Here is a 16,655-nt window from a genome sequence, read left to right as displayed (position 1 = left end):
ACCGTAATACCACTGACGCGTCGGGCGTCAACGGTTGCTCTGGCCGTCCAGTGCTTTGTTTACTGCCGGCTTCACCACGGTGCCAAAGAGTTCGATAGCCTTCATGACCTTGGCGTGGGGAAGGGTACCGACGCTCAGCTGCAGGCCGAAGCGATCGTGCTTGAACCACTCGTGCTGCATCAGGATCTTGTCGATCACCTGCTGCGGCGAGCCCATGAAGTAGGCGCCCGAGGGGCCGGCGCCGGCTTCGAACTGGGCGCGGGTGGTGGGCGGCCAGCCGCGTTCGCGGCCGATGCGGCTCATCGCCTCGTGATGGGCAGGGAAGGCAGTATCGAGCGCGTCCTGCGAGTTCTCGGCGATGAAGCCATGCGAGGAGATGCCGATGGGCAGCTTCGCCAGGTCGTGCCCGACCTTCTCGGCGGTGCGGCGGTATAGCTCGGTGAACTGGGTGAACGCTTCGGGATTGCCGCCGATGATGGCGAGCATCAGCGGCAGCCCGTAATAGGCCGCCCGGGCAACCGAGTTCGGCGTGCCACCAACCGCGACCCAGAGCGGCAGGGGCTCCTGGACCGGCTTGGGATAGATGGCGAGGCCGGGGATCGGCTTGGTGTGCTCAGACCCCTCCCAGAGCACCTTGCCGCCTTCGCGGATCTTCAGCAGCTCGGCGAGCTTTTCCTCGAACAGCGTGTCGTAGTCGTCGAGCTCGTAGCCGAACAGCGGGAAGCTCTCGATGAACGAGCCACGGCCGGCCATGATCTCGGCGCGGCCATTGGAGAGCAGGTCGAGCGTCGCGAACTGCTGCCAGACGCGGATCGGATCGTCCGAGCTCAGCACGGTAACGGCGGTGGAGAGCCGGATGCGCCTGGTGACGGCGGCGGCGGCGGCAAGGATGGTCACCGGCGCCGAGGCGACGAAATCTGGACGGTGGTGCTCGCCCAGCCCGTAGAAATCGAGCCCGACCTCGTCGGCGAGCTTGATCTCTTCGAGCAGGTCCTTCAGCCGCTCGGCCGGCGACTGCAGGTGGCCGCCATTCAGCGGATCAGGAGTGTTCTCGGCGAAAGAGTAGAGACCGATTTCCATGGCGCAATCCTCGTGTGGTGCGCCCTGGAGCGCTTCACCGTTTCATTGAAACGTCGAAGCGCTCGAGATCCTGGATTTTGTGGCGCCTCTGATCGCGCTCTACATGGCTGGGCGTTTTGAGCCGCGCAAGAACGCACAGCCTTGTAACTCAGACGCTGCTGGTTGGCACGTAGGACGCAGCCGAAGACGAAACCGGAGCCGGCGGAGTGTGCCCGGCCTGGCGGTGGATTTCGGCGACGAGGCCGGCGGGCAGCTTCAGCTTGAAGGCCAACGCTTCAAGATAAGCCCGCTCGGCGGGGGTATCGGGCTGCATGGCGACAAGCGAGGCGGCATAGATTTCGGAAGCGTGCTCGGGTGTGTCGGCGCGGGCGACGACGGCGTCGATATCGAGCGGGCTCGCCAATTCGTCAAAGACGAACGCCTTCTCCTCGGAGGAGAGCGGCATGATCTCGAGGCGCTTGAAGATGCGCTCCTTCTCCTCGGCGTCGATCTGGCCGTCGGCCTTGGCGGCGGCGATCATGGCGCGCACCAGGGTCTTGCCCAGCTCCTCGCCCTGATAGGCGGCCTGCGGCGGCGGCACGAAAGCATCCTGCGTCGGGGCAGGGGCGCCATCCGAGGCGGCGCCGGCCTGCTGCTGGTTCTTCTGGTAGGCCTGCCAGGCGGAGTAGGCGAGCCCGCCGACCGCCGCGACCGCGCCCACTTTGGCCACGTTGCCGACCATCTTGCCCAGCCCGCCGCCCGAGAGCAGCATGCCGGCGGCAAGCCCGGCGGCGCCCGTCATCGCAGTCCGCTGGGCATTGGGGTCGGTCTGCAGGGCTTTGATGATACCGTCGATGTTGAACATGGCCTTCTCCCAGCTTTTTGGTTCCGAACGGGAGTTAGGTAGCGCGGCGGGGCTGCGCAAGGATGACAAGTTCGCGCAGGGCCAATGGTTGCCTTTCTCGGCTCGGTGGGTAGGTTGAGGCGGCGTTCAGTTGGGGAGGGCCAAGAGCCGATGGCGAGCGGTCTCGACGATATCGATCACAAGCTGCTGGCTCTGTTGCAGGTAGACGATCGGGTGCCGGTGGCGGAGCTTGGCAAGACGCTTGGCGTCGCGCCCTCCACCCTCAACGATCGAATCCGCCGGTTGATCAAGCTGGGCGTGATCAGCGGCTTCCATGCACATGTCGATCCCGAGAAGGTCGGCCTGGACCTCCTCGCCTACGTGTTCGTCGGCTGGAGCGATCCGGCGACCGAGAAGCTGTTCCTCGCTGCTATCGCCAGGTCGCCGGAGGTGCTGGAGGCACATCACGTCACGGGATCGTGGAACTACCTGATGAAGGTGCGGCTCAGGACAACGCGGGATCTCGAGGGGTTCTTTGCCCAGGTGGTGAAGGAAGTGCCGGGGGTGCAGCGGACGGAGACGCTGATCGTCCTGTCGTCACCCAAGGAAACGACGCTGATCGTGCCGCCCGAGCTCAAAGCGTGAGATGGAAAAGCTCGACCTGAAGAAGCAGCACAAGGCGCTTTACAACCCGCCCAAGGGTGAGTTCGAGATCGTCGACGTGCCGCCGCTGCACTATGTGCAGATCGATGGTGCAGGCGATCCCAACAGCGCGGAGGCCTACAAGACGGGCGTCGCCTGGCTCTTTTCGGTGAGCTACGCGATGAAGTTCGCGGCGAAGGCGGAGCTCGGCCGCGACTACGTGGTCGGGCCGCTGGAGGCGCTGTGGTGGGCCGACGACATGTCGACGTTTCTCACCCGCCAGAAGAGCGACTGGCAGTGGACGATCATGATCCTCCAGCCGGATTTCGTCACGACCAGGCAGTTTGAGAAGGCCGTCGAGAAGACGGGCAAGAAGCTTGGCGCGGCGCCGGCGAGTCTCAGGCTCGAGACCTATCACGAGGGCCTGTCGGTGCAGACGCTGCATATCGGCAGCTATGACGACGAGGCGCCGACGCTGGCGCGGCTGCATCAGGAATTTGTGCCGGGGAACGGGCTCAAGGAGACCGGCCACCATCACGAGATCTATCTCAGCGATCCGCGCAAGGTCGCGCCGGACAAACTGAAGACCATCCTCAGGCAGCCGGTGCGGCGGCTCTGATCCGGCCGGTTCAGCCGCGGTTCAGGCGCAAACCCGCACAGGGCCGGCGTCCGAACCGAGGAGGAACCCCATGCTGGTCCGCAGTGCTCTTTTCATCGTCTTCGCCAGCCTCGCGGCTCCGGCGCTGGCCAATGGGGTGATCAGCGAATTTCCTGCCGGCGGGGTGGTATTCAAACAGGCCGCCAACATCGCCATTGCGCGCGAGGACCTCTACCTGAGCGTGCGCGAAGTGCGGGTGCGCTACGAATACCGCTCGGACGCTTCGGCCGCCGAAACCCACACCATCGGCTTTCCGATGCCGCCGGTGCCGCTCGATGGTGGGCCGAGCTATCTGGGCGGGGGCAGCATCGAGCAACTGGCGGATCCACGGAACTACATGGACTTCGCCGTGAAGGTGGACGGCAAGCCGATCACGGCCAAGCTGCATGAGTACGCCCAGCTCGAAGGCAGGGACATCACGGCAGAGATCGAGGCCGCCGGCCTTGAGCCATTGCTACTGGCCGAACAGTTCGACGCGACCCGGTTCGATCGCCAGACGCTCGAAGCCTTCGTGGCGAAAGGTTGGTTCGCCAGTGCGCCAGAGAGCGCCGAAGAACTGTGGTGGCCGAACTGGAGCTACCAGGCGGTCTACGAGTGGGAGCAGGCGTTCGTTCCGGGCGAGACGGTGGTCGAGATCAGTTACGCGCCGCTCAATGGGTACCCCAGCGACTACGGCCAGGTCTATGAGGGCGGCGGCGAGTACGACGACCCGGAAACGGTCGCGGCGACCAGGGCGGAGTATTGCATCGACGATGCAGTGCTCAGCGCGCTGCAGCGCTATAAGGCGAAGGGCGGTTATGAGGTAGTGACGCAGGGTTACGTGCTGACCACGGGCAACTTCTGGAAGGGGCCGATCGAGGAGTTCAACCTGGTGGTCGACAAGGCAGACCCGGCGGAAGGGATGAAGAACCTCGACCTGGTCGCCTTCTGCCCGCTCGAAGCCAAAAAGATCAGCGACACGCAGTTCGCTTGGCAGGCCTCGAACTTCGAGCCCGACCGTGACATGCGGGTGCTCTACTACAGCTTCTACGATATCGAGCAATGAAGGAACCCCGGCAGCGGAACTGCCGGGGTTGAGGGAGCTTCGGGGGAGGATCCGAAGCTCAAGCTCTGCTTATTGACCGAGCTTACTGCGCGGCCGGGGCCTCAGTCGCCGGGGCCGGAGCCTCGGTGGCGGGCGCTGCCGGAGCTTCAGTCGCCGGAGCGGCTTCAGCAGGGGCCGGAGCCGGCTCAGCGGCCGGAGCCATCGGCGTGGTCTCGGTGCCCGTGGCCGGAGCCTCGGTCATCGGAGCCGGGGCCGGAGTGGCCGGAGCTTCAACCGCGGGGGTGTTGTTCACGGTCGTCGAGGTCGACGGGCCGGAATTGGCCGAGAAGACCAGGTAGCCAATGGCGAGCAACGCCAAGGCGACGATGATGCCAACGAACCAGCCAGTCGCGCTCGACTCGCGGGTGTAGACAGTGCGGTTGGCGTCATCGCTCGAGTAGACGGTATCGCGTTCGGGGACAGCCATGATCAAGCTCCTTTGTTTGAGTACCGTATGGGCCAAAAACGCAGCAGCCGGCGGAATCGTTCCCGCAAACGTGAGCGAATGCGAGATTGATTCAGCGCGATGTCGCAACCCGCTGACGAATCTGGCGATTTTGCCGCGCCAGAGATGAAGAAAAGCTGTCGCGGACCGCTCAGCTTTCAGCCGATTTTGCCGCTTTTTCGTCGCCGCGGTTTGCCTTGCCGATCGATTTGGTCTGAGCGGAGACGCGATCGATGAAGGCAAGGAACAGCGCCGAAACGACAAAGGCCAGGTGGATCAGGGTGAACCACATCAGCTTGTCGGCGGTATAGCTCGACACGTTCAGGAACACCTGCAGCAGGTGGATCGAGGAGATGGCGACAATGGTCGAGGCGACCTTGATCTTGAGCGAGCCGGCGTCGATCTCACCCAGCCAATGCACCGCATCGCCGTCGTCGAAGCGCGAGACGTAGTTCTCGTAGCCCGAGATGATCACCATGACCACGAGGCTGGCGACCAGCGCCGCATCGATCAGGGCCAGCATCTTCAGGATCGCATCGGCTTCGTCGATAGTGAAGACGTGGCTGACAAAATCCCACAGCTTCACCCCGAAGGTCGCGGCGTAGACCGCCAGCGCCACCGCCAGCCCGAGATAGAACAGCACCAGCAGCCAGCGCGAGGCGAGGATAACCGCTTCGATGACGAGTTCGAGACGCTTGGGCATGGTGGCTCCGGCAAGGTTTAGCGAACGAGGGATAGCGGATTTTTGGGGTGAGGCAAGGGGCAGGGGTGACGCAGTGGGGGATGGCGCTTAGCGCGCAAAACCTAACGGGCCGGGGATTGCTCCCCGGCCCGTTCGTCAGTTCAGGCGATTGCCCTTAGTTGCGGTCGGCAACCGTGATCAGCGAGGTGATGCGCTTGATCGAGACGCGGCGGTTGAGCTTTTCGGCCTTCTCCGTCTTCACCTTCAGGTAGCGCTCGCCATAGCCCTGGGTGACCAGGTTCTCGGGCGGCACGTCGTAGAAGTCGGTCAGGATGCGGGCGACGGTCGAGGCGCGCTGGTCCGACAGGATCAGGTTGGCCTGGTCGCCGCCCACGGCGTCGGTGTGGCCTTCGATCAGGAAGGTCTCGCCCGGGTTGTCCTCGAGGATCGCCAGCATGCCGTTGGCGACCTTGCTGAGCGCCCCGACCTGGCTGCGGGCGATGGTCGCCGCACCCGAGTCGAAGGTCAGACCGCCGACTTCGACACGACGCACCGAGTCACGGATACGGGCCGAACGCTTCACTTCCTCGATGGTGTAGATCTTGCGGACCTGCTCCACCGGCGGTTCGCGGAAGAACAGCTCAACCTCTTCCTCGTCGGCGTCGTCGGCATCGAGGATATAGTCGCGGATCGGGATGGTCAGGCGCAGCGGGGGCAGGTCGTCGCCCGGGTCGCGCCAGTTGCCGAAATAGTCGTCATCCTGTTCGAAATCGTCCTCGTCCTGGTAGGCGAGGATGTACTCGCGGCCGTCCGGCATGATGCGCGAACGCTTCAGCACGTTGCCCCACTTGTCGCGGATGGTGACGATCTGCACGCCGTTCGGGCGTTCGATGGTCTCCTTCACGCGGCCTCCCGGCAGGCGCTGGTAGTAGACCTCGTCCTCATCGCTGTCGCGAATGCGGTCGAAATCCTGGGCCGGGTTCGAGATGATCAGGTTGACGCCGATCTGGAAGATGAAGCCCGAGTTAGTGAAGTTGTTGCCGGGCTTGCCGCCGCCCTGACCGCCACCGTTATTGTTGATAACGGTGTTGTTGTTCGTCACGTTGGTCGTGTTGTTCGTGATGTTGGTCACATTCGTCACGTTGGTGACGTTGTTGATGATGGTGACGTTCTGCGGCACCTCCATCACCGGCAGGGCGTCGACGGCGATCTTCTCGCCTTCCATCTTGGCCAGCGACTGCACCTCGACCGGTGCGATGTCGGCCTGAGCAGCCTTGTCGTCGGTCGGCGGCGGAGCGGTCGGTTCTTCGGCAACCGCCGGCTGTTCGGCCGGCGCCTGGCCATCGACCACCTGGGTGGCGAAGTCCTTGGCGCTGTCGAGCACCGGAGCCGCTTCTTCGGGGGCAACGGTTTCGGGCAGCACTTCGACGGCCTGCGGGGTCACGGCTTCCTGGGCGCCCGGCAGTTCGGAGATCGGCGGAGTGGTTTCCGCCGCCGGCTGCACTTCGGGAACCGGGGGCAGGGTGATGCCGTACTGCGCCAGGCACTGGGCAACATCGGCAACCCCTAGCGCGGCGCAGATGTCGGCGAACTGCTTGTTGGCAGCATCGATGGTCGACTGGCCGGAGGCGTCGCCGGCTTCGAGCTGGCCGACGCCGACGCTGTAGAGCTCGACGGCAGTGCCCAACTGGTCCTGCGCGGCGGCAACCGGGTCGGTGGCGTTGGCGTCTGCAGGCTGGTCGGTCGGGCCGGCTTCCGCAGGCTGTTCAGCCGCCGGCTGTTCGGCGGGCTGCTCGGCTGCCGGCTGTTCGGCGGGCTGCTCAGCCGCCGGCTGTTCGGCGGGTTGCTCGGCTGCCGGCTGTTCAGCCGCGGGCTGCTCGGCCGGCTGTTCGGCCGGCTGCTCCGCGGGCTGCTCAGCCGCGGGTTCGGGCAGCGGGGGCAGGTCCTGGCCGATGCAGGACTTGATGTCCTGGTAGCCGTTGGCGGTGCAGAGCTCCTGGATGCGCGCCGCGGCAGCATCGGCGAGGGGCTTGGCGCCGGCATAGTCGCCGGCAGCGGCCTGGTTGAGCGCCGCCTGATACTGGTCGAGCGCCGCCTGCAGGTCGGCAACGAACTGGGCCTGTGCATCCTCGGCAGCCTTGGCGTCCTCAGCGGCCTTAGCCTCTTCGGCAGCCTTGGCGTCGGCATCGGCTTGAGCCGCTGCTGCAGCTGCCGCTTCGGCGGCCTGGGCATCCTGAGCAGCCTTGGCATCAGCTTCGGCCTGAGCCGCAGCAGCTGCTTCGGCAGCCTTGGCATCCTCAGCTGCCTTTGCGTCAGCATCGGCCTGAGCCGCGGCCGCAGCGGCAGCTTCAGCGGCCTTGGCATCCTCAGCGGCCTTGGCATCAGCCTCAGCCTGAGCTGCGGCGGCGGCTGCTGCTTCAGCAGCCTTGGCCTCCTCGGCTGCCTGTGCGTCAGCTTCAGCTTGCGCCGCAGCGGCGGCGGCCTCTTCAGCGGCCTTGGCCTCTTCGGCGGCGCGCGCTTGTTCAGCTGCCTGTGCGTCGGCCTCGGCCTGTGCGGCGGCTGCGGCTGCTTCCTCGGCAGCCCTTGCTTCCTCAGCAGCCCTGGCCTCTTCCGCGGCGCGAGCTTCCTCGGCCGCCTGGGCCTCGGCATCCGCCTGCGGGTCGGCCGCCGGTTGGCCGCCGCCAGTGATGGCCGCGATGCATTCCTGGACACTCGAGTAGCCGTTCACGATGCAGGTGTCGGTCAGCGCCTGCTGGGCGTTATTGATCGCGTCTGCGTCGCCGGAAGCCTGCGCCTGCTGCAGGGCCTCATATTCGGCCTGCTGCGCGAACGCGGCGCCCGGCACCAATGCGAGAACGGCGAGACTGGTGCCGGTTAGGAGCCAGTTTCGAAAGCGCATGGGTTTTATCCTTGTTTTGGAGTCAGTTGTTCGAAAAATGACGCAGACCTGCTGAACCGAACCTGAACGGTTGGGAAACCTGCGGCGAGATGAATTAGCCCATCATGTGCCGAACGCCCCTGATGCGCGTGCGGTTCCGTACCGCGACAGGACCGGTCAATCGTGGCACCAGTTGGGCCGTCGCACCCTTGCGAGCAATGGACGGATTCGGTTGCGGCAGCCTAGGCTTGGCGCGCCTATTCGTGCGATCCGATAGGCATTGGTCTGTTGGAGTCGATCTTGGGCGAGCTTCTGAGCTACTGGCCGTTTGTCCTCGGGCTCCTGGCGACCGGGGTGATTTCCGGCATCGCGGCGGGGCTGCTGGGCATCGGGGGCGGCGCCATCATCGTGCCGGCGCTGGCCTCGGCCCTGGCGCTGCTCGGCTATGACAGCGACGTGGTGCAGCACATTGCGGTGGGCACCTCGCTCGCCATCATCATTCCAACCGGCATTGCCAGCGCCCGGGCGCATGACAAGCGCGGTGCGGTGGACCATCGCATCCTGAAACTCTGGGCGCCGGTGGTGGTGGTCGCCACCTTTGTCGGCGGGCTGATGGCCGGCCTCTATACCGGCGATGTGCTGCGCATCGTGTTCGGCGTCGTCGCGTTGTTCATCGCTGCAAATATCGTCCTGCCGTTCCAGGAGCGGCTGATGGGGCACTTGCGGGATTCGGCTCTGACGCATCGGATCTCGGCGGCGGTGGTCGGCTATATCTCGGCGCTGATGGGCGTAGGGGGCGGCTCGCTGAGCGTGCCGACCATCCACGCCTTCGGCGCCTCGATGCACAAGGCCGTGGGCACCGGGGCGGCGATCGGGGTGTTCATCGCGCTGTCGGGCACGCTCGGCTTCATCATCTCGGGCTGGAGCGTCGAAGGCCGCCCGCCGCTCAGCCTTGGCTATATAAACATCGTGGCGCTGGTGCTGATCGGCGTCACCGCGGCGCTCTGCGCGCCCCTGGGCGCAGCACTGGCGCACAAGCTGCAGCAGCGCACCCTGAAGATCGCCTTCGCAGTGTTCCTGACCCTGGTCGGGCTGAACATGATCTGGAAGGCGATCGCGGGGTAGGGGCTACTTCGCCGGGGCGAGGGCCCACTTGGCAGACACGGAGGCCTCGTAGGTCAGTTTCCCGGGCGCGATCGCCATGGGAGCTGTACTCGGGTCGAGCACAGCCAGATCCGCGTACCCCTCTAAGGCGGTATGAGCCATGGTGTCGGGGTTGTAGCCCGTTCCCTCTTTGACATTGAGCAGGTCACCGAGAGTACCGCCCAGCGATTGGGCGTAGACTTCGGCTCGGCTGCGAGCTTTATCGGCCGCGATTTTCCGGACCTGCTCGACATACTCGGCCTCGCGCGAGCTGGCGAACGTTACGGAGTCGACTTCAATACCGAGCGCGCTGGCGCTGCTCAGGACTTCACCGATCCTATCGGTCGTTGCCAGTGTGGCCACGGCGTCGTAGGTGGCGCGGAAGCCGTCGAACTTGTCGCGGTCGGGGTCGGCGAAACTGGAAACAGGTTCGCCCTTCTTGTCCTTGGCGATCAAATAGACCTTGGCAAACTGAAAGCTCTTGGTCTCGACCGAGCTGTCGGCGATGCCCAGTTGGGTCAGCGCGGCGCGAAGCTGGGCGATCTTGTCGGAGATAAGCTTGGTCGCCTCTTCGGGGGATTTCCGCTTTTCCGAGAGACTGATCGCGATTTTCGTCAGGTCCGCGGCGGTTTCGATACGTCCGCTGGCCTCAATGTAGATGTATGGGCGTCTGTCGATCTCCTGCCGGACAATGGTGGGGTCCTGTGCGAACGCACACGTCGGCAGCAGCGCCAGTGCAAGCACCAACGCGGAACGATACAGTTTCACGGTAAAATCCCCATTGCCCCAGTCAATGCGATGATCTGCGGTACACTTGGCGGCGCAATTGTGGCCAAGTTGAACGGGGTGCCACAAAAGTTTTGCCCCGGCACCGGGCCGGGGCAATTGGCAGCTTCTACGAAGCTGGTCAGTCGGCAAAGTCCCAGGTGACCTGGACGTTGATCGAGTAGCTGAGTTCGCCACCTTCGATCGGCACGGCGCCGGCCGCGACGGAATCGGCCGAGGCTTTCATCATGTAGGGCTGCGGCGTGCCCATGCCCTGCACTTCGCTGATATTGCGGATGCTGCCGAGCTCTTCACCGGCGACCCCGGCATAAAGCGCGGCCTTGGCTTTGGCATCGGCGAAGGCGGCCTTGCGGGCCTCGTCGTAGAGCTTGGACGGGTCGGCGACCGAGAAGCTGACGCCGTTGATGGTGTTGGCGCCGACAGTTACGGCCTTGTCGAGCACCGAGCCGAGCGTCGCCAGCTCACGCACCCGGACGTTGACGTTGTTATAGACCTGGTAGCCGGTGATCTTGGGCGGCAGCTGGTAGCCATTGGCGTCACGCGCGTCGGAATAGACGTAGTTCGGGCTGACGGAGAAGCCCGAGGTCTGGATGTCGCGCGCTTCGATGCCGGCGGCCTTCAGCGTCTCGATCAGCTCGCCCATCGCCTTGGTATTGGCATCGAGCGCTTCACGGGCGGTGGCGCCCTGGCTGGTGACACCGGAATTGACGAAGGCGGTATCGGGCGCCGCAGTGACTTCGCCGAGGCCGCTGATTGAAAGGGTGCCGTTCACGGGTGTCTCCTGCGCGAATACGGGGGTGGCAGTCAGCGCGGTGGCGAGGAACAGGGGAATGAGGGCGGCAGTAATGGGACGCATGCGTCTCTCCTATGTGGCCTTCGGTTGGGAAATATGTCCCAGCCGATCGGGGTGTTAGTGCGGCGAACCTGAACGGGATTTGAACGCCGCTTCCAGGAGATAAGACGCCGGAGGTTGCGTGAACCTTGGGTCGCGAACCGACGAAAGTTTGAGTTACGTGCCTCGACCGCTGCTGGACAGGCTTTGGGGCGGCGGGTTAGGTAGCCCGTCCGAAAAACCGGGGGGAGTGCCGTGGCCAATCCGATCGTTCCAAGCGAAGGCGTCCTTCTCGGTCGGGCGAGGGTGCCCGGATACGAGCATCCGCGGGTGATCACGGTGCGCGGCGAGGATATCGTCGATATCACCTCGAAGGCCGCGCCGACCTCGCGCGATATCGCCGAGCAGGCCGACCCCGCAGCCTACGTGGCCGCGGCCAAGGGCCCGGTGATCGGCAACCTCCATCAACTCCTCGCCAACTCCTGGTCGGGCAAGACCGACATTGCGGCGCCCTCGCTGCTATCGCCGATCGACCTGCAGGCGGTGAAGGCGGCGGGCGTCACGTTCGTGGTGTCGCTGCTGGAACGCGTCATCGAGGAGCAGGCGCGCGGCGACAAGGCCAAGGCCGACGAACTGCGCAAGGATATCCTGGGGCTGGTCGGCACCGATCTCAGCCAGCTCGAGCCGGGTTCGCCCGCCGCGATGGAAGTGAAAAAGACACTGATCGCGCGCGGCGTGTGGAGCCAGTATCTCGAAGTCGGCATCGGGCCGGACGCCGAGATCTTCACCAAGTGCCAGCCGATGGCTTCGGTCGGGTTCGGCGCCGATGTCGGCATCCTGCCGATCTCGGAGTGGAACAACCCGGAGCCGGAAGTGGCGATGGTGGTGAACTCCAAGGGCACCATTGTCGGCGCAACGCTCGGCAACGACGTGAACCTGCGTGATGTCGAGGGCCGTTCGGCACTGCTGCTCGGCAAGGCCAAGGACAATAACGCTTCGGCTTCGCTTGGGCCGTTCATCCGGCTGTTCGACGGCAAGTTCACTATCGAGACGGTGAAGGCCGCCGATATCGCGCTCAGCGTCACCGGCGAGGACAGGTTCGAACTGACCGGCGTTTCCAACATGAGCCAGATCTCGCGCTCGCCCGAAGCGATCGTCGCGGCCACCGTTGGCCGGCATCACCAGTATCCGGATGGGCTGGTGGTCTATCTCGGCACGATGTTCGCGCCGGTGAAGGATCGTGGCGGCGCCGGCAAGGGCTTCACCCACAAGCTGGGCGACGTGGTGTCGATCTCGACGCCGTCGCTCGGCACCCTATCTAACACTGTGCGCCTCGCCACCGAGGCCGCCCCCTGGACCTACGGCGCCAGCCACCTGCTGCGCGACCTGGCAAAGGCTGGGTTGTTGTAAATACTCGATGTCATCCCTCGCGAAAGCAGGGACCCAACTCGCCGTCAACGCCGGCGGAGAAATGGATCCCGGCTTTCGCCCGGATGACACCGGGGTTGGTTGAAACGAGGTGCTCTATGGCACCTGTGAAGAGGAACTCCCCATGACCGAACTGCACAAGAATCTCATCAACGGCGAATGGGTCGGCGGGGACGGGGTGAACAATATCAACCCCTCCAACACCAACGAGGTCGTCGGCGTCTATGCGCGCGCCAGCCAGCAGGACACGCTCGACGCCATCGCGGCGGCCAAGGCGGCGTTCCCGGCCTGGTCGCGCTCGGGCATCCTGCAGCGCTGGGAAATCCTGTCGAAGACCGCCCATGAGATCTTCGCCCGCAAGGCCGAACTCGGTGAGCTGTTGAGCCGCGAAGAAGGCAAGACTCTTGCCGAGGGCATCGGCGAAGTCACCCGCGCCGGGCAGATCTTCGAGTTCTTCGCTGGCGAGGCGTTGCGCCTTTCGGGTGAGAGCGTGCCGTCGGTGCGTCCGGGCGTCGGCGTCGAGATGACGCGCGAGGCCATGGGTGTCGTCGGCATCATTACGCCGTGGAATTTCCCGATCGCCATCCCGGCCTGGAAGATCGCGCCGGCGCTCTGCTACGGCAACACCGTGGTGTTCAAGCCGGCCGACCTGGTGCCGGGCTGCTCGTGGGCCATCGTCGATATCCTGCATCGCAACGGGCTGCCCAAGGGCGTGCTCAACCTGGTGATGGGCAAGGGCTCGGTGGTCGGCCAGGCGATGCTCGACAGCAAGGATATCGTGGCGCAGACCTTCACCGGCTCGGTGAATACCGGCCGCCGCGTCGCCGAGGCGAGCGTCAAGGTGATGCGCAAGTTCCAGCTCGAAATGGGCGGCAAGAACCCGACCATCGTGCTCGACGACGCCGACCTCAAGGTGGCGGTCGAGACCACGGCGCAGAGCGCCTTCTACTCGACCGGCCAGCGCTGCACGGCTTCATCGCGGCTGATCGTCACCGAGGGCATCCATGATGCGTTCGTCGCGGCGCTCACTGAGCGCATCCGCAACCTCCGGGTCGGCGACGCCATTGCCAAGGACACCGAGATCGGCCCGGTGGTCGATCCGGGCCAGCTCAAGCAGGACACCGACTATATCGAGATCGGCAAGGGCGAGGGCGCCAAGCTGGTGGTCGGCGGCGAGCTGGTGCAGCGCGACAACCCCGGCTACTTCCTGCAGCCGGCCTTGTTCACCGAGGCGACCAACCAGATGCGCATCGCCCGCGAGGAGATCTTCGGGCCGGTGGCCGCGGTGATCCGGGTGAAAGACTATGACGAGGCGCTCGCGGTCGCCAACGACACTGAGTTCGGCCTCTCGGCCGGCATCGTTACCACCTCGCTGAAATACGCCACGCACTTCAAGCGCAACGCCGAAGCCGGCATGGTGATGGTCAACGTGCCGACCGCCGGCGTCGATTTCCACGTGCCGTTCGGTGGCCGCAAGGGCTCGAGCTACGGCCCCAAGGAACAGGGCAAATACGCCGCGGAGTTCTTCACCCAGGTGAAGACGGCCTACACCGCCGCCGGCTAAGGCCAGCCGTTCCGAGTTGATTGAGCCCGCGCATCGCTCGATGCGCGGGCTTTGCATTCGTCAGGCGGGACGCAGGCCGTAGGTCACGACGACATTGCCCTTGCTGGTGATCGTCGAGCTTTTGAGCACGAGCTGGGTGATCGGGTCGGTAGCCTCGAAGATGCGCTTGCCCTTGCCGGCGATTACCGGATGGGTGATCAGCGTCAGCTCTTCGAGCAGTCCGGCAAAGAACAGCTGGCGTGCAACGTCGACGCCGGCCATGACGGCAATGTCGCCACCCTCGCGGTTCTTCAGGTCACGGGCGAAATCCAGCAGGTCGCCCTTGATCAGCGTGGTGTTCTTCCAGCTCAGTTGTTCCTGACTCAGGGTGCGGGAGGCCACGTATTTCGGCACTGCGTTGATGTAGTCGGCAAAGCCCTGGTCGGCCTCGGCGTTGGGCCAGTACCCGGCCCAGTCCTGGTAGCCGACCCGACCCATGATGACGGTGTCGGTCTTGCCCATCACCTCGCCGAGCAGCGCGCCCAGCTCGTTGTCGAAGGCGTCGCCCTGCCAGAGGTTGGGGGACTCGATGACACCATCGACCGAGTGAAAGAAGCCTGCAGTGATCTTACGCATTTGAAGTTCCTTGCGTTGTCGGCAGTCGGAAATGATGCCGCTTCGACAACACAACGAGTGGCAAAAGGCGCAATCGACAGGGGGAGTGAGAAAATTTTGAGGGAGGCCGAGATGGCGCGCGATCGGAGACGACGAGGCCCTCTCAGCGCGCCTTCGCCTCCGCTCGGTTCTTCAGAGATTCGTTGAGGTTCTCATGGTGGCGCTGTACCGGGCCGCCCATCACGAGCTCGAAGACGGGGGCGAGCCAGCCGCGAAGATCTTCGATGTGGGTGAAGCGCACCCGGTCGGCAGCGACTGGCTCGATCGCGAACTCGCGGTAGCCGGTGAACAGCACGTCTGTGCCAAGGTGGCCCCGCCAGGTGAGACGCCGGTTGGGGATGACCTCGAGGACATTGGCCTTGACGTTGAGGGGCGGACGCCCCGGCAGCGCCAGCGTCATCGACAGCACGCTGCCCGCGCGAAGCTCACCCGAGATGGCAGGCAGCGCAGGGTTCCACTCGGCGTAGCGATCGAGGTCGGCGAGCACGGCCCACACTTGCTCATCGGAGGCATTGATCTCGAAATCGGTGCGATGAAGAGCCATTGGCGTCTCCCAGATACGCTCAGGCAACTGTGCACCAGTGCCGGACGGGTGCAAGGGACTGCGAACGCGTATCGGGCAGCGCGGCGCTGCGGGGGCGATGGACGGAGAATGGTGGGCGGAAGCAAGGTCTTGCGACCTATGGCTTTGCTTCGCTGCCGCCTCTTGCTAAGGAGGCGGCGCTCCGTTCTCGGGGCAGGGGCCCATAGCTCAATGGTTAGAGCCGACCGCTCATAACGGTCTGGTTCCAGGTTCGAGTCCTGGTGGGCCCACCAACCTCTGTCACTCAGCCCGCACCACCTCGAACAGGTTGCCCTCGATCGTGGTGATATAGAGCTCGCCTTGGCTGTCGACACCGAACGAGGTGATGGCGCCGAGCGCGCCCAACTGTTCGTTCCAGTAGGTGATGTCGCCGTGCCGGCCGTTGGCGTAGGCGAAGGAGTGGACGCGGCTGTCGCAGAAATCGGCGAAGAAGTATTGGCCAGCGAGCTCGGGGATGGCCTTGCCGCGATAGACATAGCCGCCGGTGATCGAGCAGCCGCCGGTGTCGTGCGAGTAGCTGTAGGTGGGCGGCACGAGGCCTGCCTGGTCGCAGGTCTCGGCGCCGAAACAGGCCGGGCCTTCCATCACCTTCCAGCCGAGATTGGCGCCGGCATCCTCGGCGCCGATGACGGTAATCTCCTCATAGGCGTTCTGGCCGACATCGGCGATGTAGAAATCGGTGCCGTCGAAGGCCGGGCGCCAGGGGTTGCGGACGCCGAGCGCGAAGATCTCGGGACGACCGCCGCCATTGGCGAAGGGATTACCTGCTGGGATGGCGTAGGGCGTGCCGCCGTCGACATCGAGCCTGAGGATTTTGCCCAGCAGTTCGTCGGGGTTCTGTGCCCGGTTTTCGGGGTCGCCGCCCGAACCGCCATCGCCCATGCCGATATAGAGGTAGCCGTTGGGGCCGAAGCCGAGCCAGCCACCGTTGTGGTTGGCATAGGGCTGGTCGATGTGCAGCAGTTCGGCCGCCGAGTTGGGGTCGGCGACGGCGGGATCGGCGGAGACCTTGTAGCCGACGATGCGGGTGTCGCCGTCCTTGTCGGTGTAGTTGACGAAGAAGCGGCCATTGCTGGCGTAATCGGGGTGGAAAGCCAGACCGAGCAGGCCCCGTTCGCCGCCGCTGCTGACGCTGCCGCTGAGATCGAGGAATGGGGCTTTGGCGAGCTGGCCATCGACGAGGATGCGGATGCGCCCGGTTTGCTCGAGGACGAACAGCCGCGGATCGGCCGGCGGCGCGACCGCGTAGACCGGCTGGTCGAGCCCGTCGGTGAGCAGTCGGGCAATCAACGCCACCGGTTGGGCCAGGGCAGGTGCGGCGCTGAAGGCGACGAGGGCGGCGAGCAACAGGCGCATGTGATTCCTCCGCAATG

The 16,655-nt window shown here is 64.9% G+C and carries 16 protein-coding genes and 1 tRNA gene; 7 read left to right on the top strand and 10 right to left on the bottom strand.

The genetic code is table 11. The annotated features are described in order from the left end of the window. Positions 1 to 27 precede the first annotated feature (27 nt). Both ASC68_RS14215 and ASC68_RS14210 read right to left on the bottom strand, forming a co-directional pair. Positions 28 to 1,080 (bottom strand): LLM class flavin-dependent oxidoreductase, encoded by a 1,053-nt coding sequence (locus ASC68_RS14215; RefSeq protein ID WP_055880385.1) that lies wholly within the window; start codon positions 1,078 to 1,080, stop codon positions 28 to 30. A 148-nt stretch (positions 1,081 to 1,228) separates the two neighbouring features. Continuing rightward, on the bottom strand, positions 1,229 to 1,924 hold the full coding sequence (locus tag ASC68_RS14210) for a tellurite resistance TerB family protein (protein ID WP_082528168.1): 696 nt from the start codon (positions 1,922 to 1,924) through the stop codon (positions 1,229 to 1,231). Between the two features lie 150 nt (positions 1,925 to 2,074). Here ASC68_RS14210 and ASC68_RS14205 point away from each other — a divergent pair, with 150 nt between their 5' ends. The 3 genes from ASC68_RS14205 to ASC68_RS14195 all read left to right on the top strand — a co-directional run bounded on the left by ASC68_RS14205 (position 2,075) and on the right by ASC68_RS14195 (position 4,248). Beyond that, complete coding sequence (locus ASC68_RS14205; RefSeq protein ID WP_055880382.1) at positions 2,075 to 2,548, top strand: Lrp/AsnC family transcriptional regulator; 474 nt, start codon at positions 2,075 to 2,077, stop codon at positions 2,546 to 2,548. Position 2,549: 1 nt separating this feature from the next. Beyond that, positions 2,550 to 3,164 (top strand): GyrI-like domain-containing protein, encoded by a 615-nt coding sequence (locus ASC68_RS14200; RefSeq protein ID WP_055880379.1) that lies wholly within the window; start codon positions 2,550 to 2,552, stop codon positions 3,162 to 3,164. Positions 3,165 to 3,234: 70 nt separating this feature from the next. Next, a complete protein-coding gene (locus tag ASC68_RS14195) occupies positions 3,235 to 4,248 on the top strand; it encodes a DUF4424 family protein (RefSeq protein WP_055880376.1) in 1,014 nt (337 codons plus the stop codon). A gap of 82 nt (positions 4,249 to 4,330) precedes the next feature. Here the strand turns inward: ASC68_RS14195 and ASC68_RS14190 are convergent, their stop codons facing one another. The 3 genes from ASC68_RS14190 to ASC68_RS14180 all read right to left on the bottom strand — a co-directional run bounded on the left by ASC68_RS14190 (position 4,331) and on the right by ASC68_RS14180 (position 8,313). After that, positions 4,331 to 4,714 carry a hypothetical protein gene (locus ASC68_RS14190; protein WP_055880373.1) on the bottom strand — a complete coding sequence of 128 codons (384 nt, stop codon included), beginning with the start codon at positions 4,712 to 4,714 and terminating at the stop codon, positions 4,331 to 4,333. A gap of 169 nt (positions 4,715 to 4,883) precedes the next feature. Further along, positions 4,884 to 5,435, bottom strand: coding sequence for a TIGR00645 family protein (locus tag ASC68_RS14185; RefSeq protein ID WP_055880371.1), 552 nt, complete (start codon positions 5,433 to 5,435; stop codon positions 4,884 to 4,886). Between the two features lie 154 nt (positions 5,436 to 5,589). Next, positions 5,590 to 8,313, bottom strand: a complete 2,724-nt coding sequence (locus ASC68_RS14180; RefSeq protein WP_055880368.1) for an OmpA family protein — start codon at positions 8,311 to 8,313, stop codon at positions 5,590 to 5,592. Between the two features lie 279 nt (positions 8,314 to 8,592). Here ASC68_RS14180 and ASC68_RS14175 point away from each other — a divergent pair, with 279 nt between their 5' ends. Continuing rightward, positions 8,593 to 9,417: a sulfite exporter TauE/SafE family protein gene (locus ASC68_RS14175; RefSeq protein WP_244488501.1), complete on the top strand. Its 825-nt coding sequence runs from the start codon at positions 8,593 to 8,595 to the stop codon at positions 9,415 to 9,417. Positions 9,418 to 9,420: 3 nt separating this feature from the next. Here the strand turns inward: ASC68_RS14175 and ASC68_RS14170 are convergent, their stop codons facing one another. Then, positions 9,421 to 10,203, bottom strand: coding sequence for an SIMPL domain-containing protein (locus ASC68_RS14170; protein ID WP_197421225.1), 783 nt, complete (start codon positions 10,201 to 10,203; stop codon positions 9,421 to 9,423). A gap of 139 nt (positions 10,204 to 10,342) precedes the next feature. Further along, positions 10,343 to 11,077 carry an SIMPL domain-containing protein gene (locus tag ASC68_RS14165; protein ID WP_055880361.1) on the bottom strand — a complete coding sequence of 245 codons (735 nt, stop codon included), beginning with the start codon at positions 11,075 to 11,077 and terminating at the stop codon, positions 10,343 to 10,345. A 231-nt stretch (positions 11,078 to 11,308) separates the two neighbouring features. On the opposite strand from ASC68_RS14165, the gene ASC68_RS14160 reads away from it, so the two are divergent. Continuing rightward, positions 11,309 to 12,463 (top strand): fumarylacetoacetate hydrolase family protein, encoded by a 1,155-nt coding sequence (locus tag ASC68_RS14160; protein ID WP_055880359.1) that lies wholly within the window; start codon positions 11,309 to 11,311, stop codon positions 12,461 to 12,463. 142 nt (positions 12,464 to 12,605) lie between these two features. After that, positions 12,606 to 14,045: an aldehyde dehydrogenase family protein gene (locus tag ASC68_RS14155; RefSeq protein WP_055880356.1), complete on the top strand. Its 1,440-nt coding sequence runs from the start codon at positions 12,606 to 12,608 to the stop codon at positions 14,043 to 14,045. 60 nt (positions 14,046 to 14,105) lie between these two features. On the opposite strand, the gene ASC68_RS14150 is transcribed toward ASC68_RS14155, so the two are convergent. Together ASC68_RS14150 and ASC68_RS14145 are read right to left on the bottom strand one after the other, a co-directional pair. Further along, complete coding sequence (locus ASC68_RS14150; protein ID WP_055880354.1) at positions 14,106 to 14,660, bottom strand: dihydrofolate reductase family protein; 555 nt, start codon at positions 14,658 to 14,660, stop codon at positions 14,106 to 14,108. A 142-nt stretch (positions 14,661 to 14,802) separates the two neighbouring features. Then, a complete protein-coding gene (locus ASC68_RS14145) occupies positions 14,803 to 15,243 on the bottom strand; it encodes an SRPBCC domain-containing protein (protein ID WP_055880352.1) in 441 nt (146 codons plus the stop codon). A 196-nt stretch (positions 15,244 to 15,439) separates the two neighbouring features. Between ASC68_RS14145 and ASC68_RS14140 the strand changes: the two genes are divergently transcribed. Further along, a tRNA-Ile gene (locus tag ASC68_RS14140) sits at positions 15,440 to 15,515 on the top strand. 7 nt (positions 15,516 to 15,522) lie between these two features. On the opposite strand, the gene ASC68_RS14135 is transcribed toward ASC68_RS14140, so the two are convergent. Next, entirely contained in the window at positions 15,523 to 16,638 is a 1,116-nt protein-coding gene (locus tag ASC68_RS14135) for a PQQ-dependent sugar dehydrogenase (RefSeq protein WP_055880349.1), read from the bottom strand. Positions 16,639 to 16,655: the final 17 nt, after the last annotated feature.

The sequence above is a fragment of the Devosia sp. Root105 genome (assembly GCF_001424865.1).
Classification (GTDB): domain Bacteria; phylum Pseudomonadota; class Alphaproteobacteria; order Rhizobiales; family Devosiaceae; genus Devosia_A.
Note: the sequence above shows the minus strand (reverse complement) of the source record. Positions and strands in the feature narration are given on the sequence as shown.

Bases quoted from the DNA above. Each gene is read 5' to 3' on its own strand.
- ASC68_RS14215 (WP_055880385.1), bottom strand. From the start codon at position 1,080: ATGGAAATCGGTCTCTACTCTTTCGCCGAGAACACTCCTGATCCGCTG.
- ASC68_RS14210 (WP_082528168.1), bottom strand. From the start codon at position 1,924: ATGTTCAACATCGACGGTATCATCAAAGCCCTGCAGACCGACCCCAAT.
- ASC68_RS14205 (WP_055880382.1), top strand. From the start codon at position 2,075: ATGGCGAGCGGTCTCGACGATATCGATCACAAGCTGCTGGCTCTGTTG.
- ASC68_RS14200 (WP_055880379.1), top strand. From the start codon at position 2,550: ATGGAAAAGCTCGACCTGAAGAAGCAGCACAAGGCGCTTTACAACCCG.
- ASC68_RS14195 (WP_055880376.1), top strand. From the start codon at position 3,235: ATGCTGGTCCGCAGTGCTCTTTTCATCGTCTTCGCCAGCCTCGCGGCT.
- ASC68_RS14190 (WP_055880373.1), bottom strand. From the start codon at position 4,714: ATGGCTGTCCCCGAACGCGATACCGTCTACTCGAGCGATGACGCCAAC.
- ASC68_RS14185 (WP_055880371.1), bottom strand. From the start codon at position 5,435: ATGCCCAAGCGTCTCGAACTCGTCATCGAAGCGGTTATCCTCGCCTCG.
- ASC68_RS14180 (WP_055880368.1), bottom strand. From the start codon at position 8,313: ATGCGCTTTCGAAACTGGCTCCTAACCGGCACCAGTCTCGCCGTTCTC.
- ASC68_RS14165 (WP_055880361.1), bottom strand. From the start codon at position 11,077: ATGCGTCCCATTACTGCCGCCCTCATTCCCCTGTTCCTCGCCACCGCG.
- ASC68_RS14155 (WP_055880356.1), top strand. From the start codon at position 12,606: ATGACCGAACTGCACAAGAATCTCATCAACGGCGAATGGGTCGGCGGG.
- ASC68_RS14150 (WP_055880354.1), bottom strand. From the start codon at position 14,660: ATGCGTAAGATCACTGCAGGCTTCTTTCACTCGGTCGATGGTGTCATC.
- ASC68_RS14145 (WP_055880352.1), bottom strand. From the start codon at position 15,243: ATGGCTCTTCATCGCACCGATTTCGAGATCAATGCCTCCGATGAGCAA.
- ASC68_RS14135 (WP_055880349.1), bottom strand. From the start codon at position 16,638: ATGCGCCTGTTGCTCGCCGCCCTCGTCGCCTTCAGCGCCGCACCTGCC.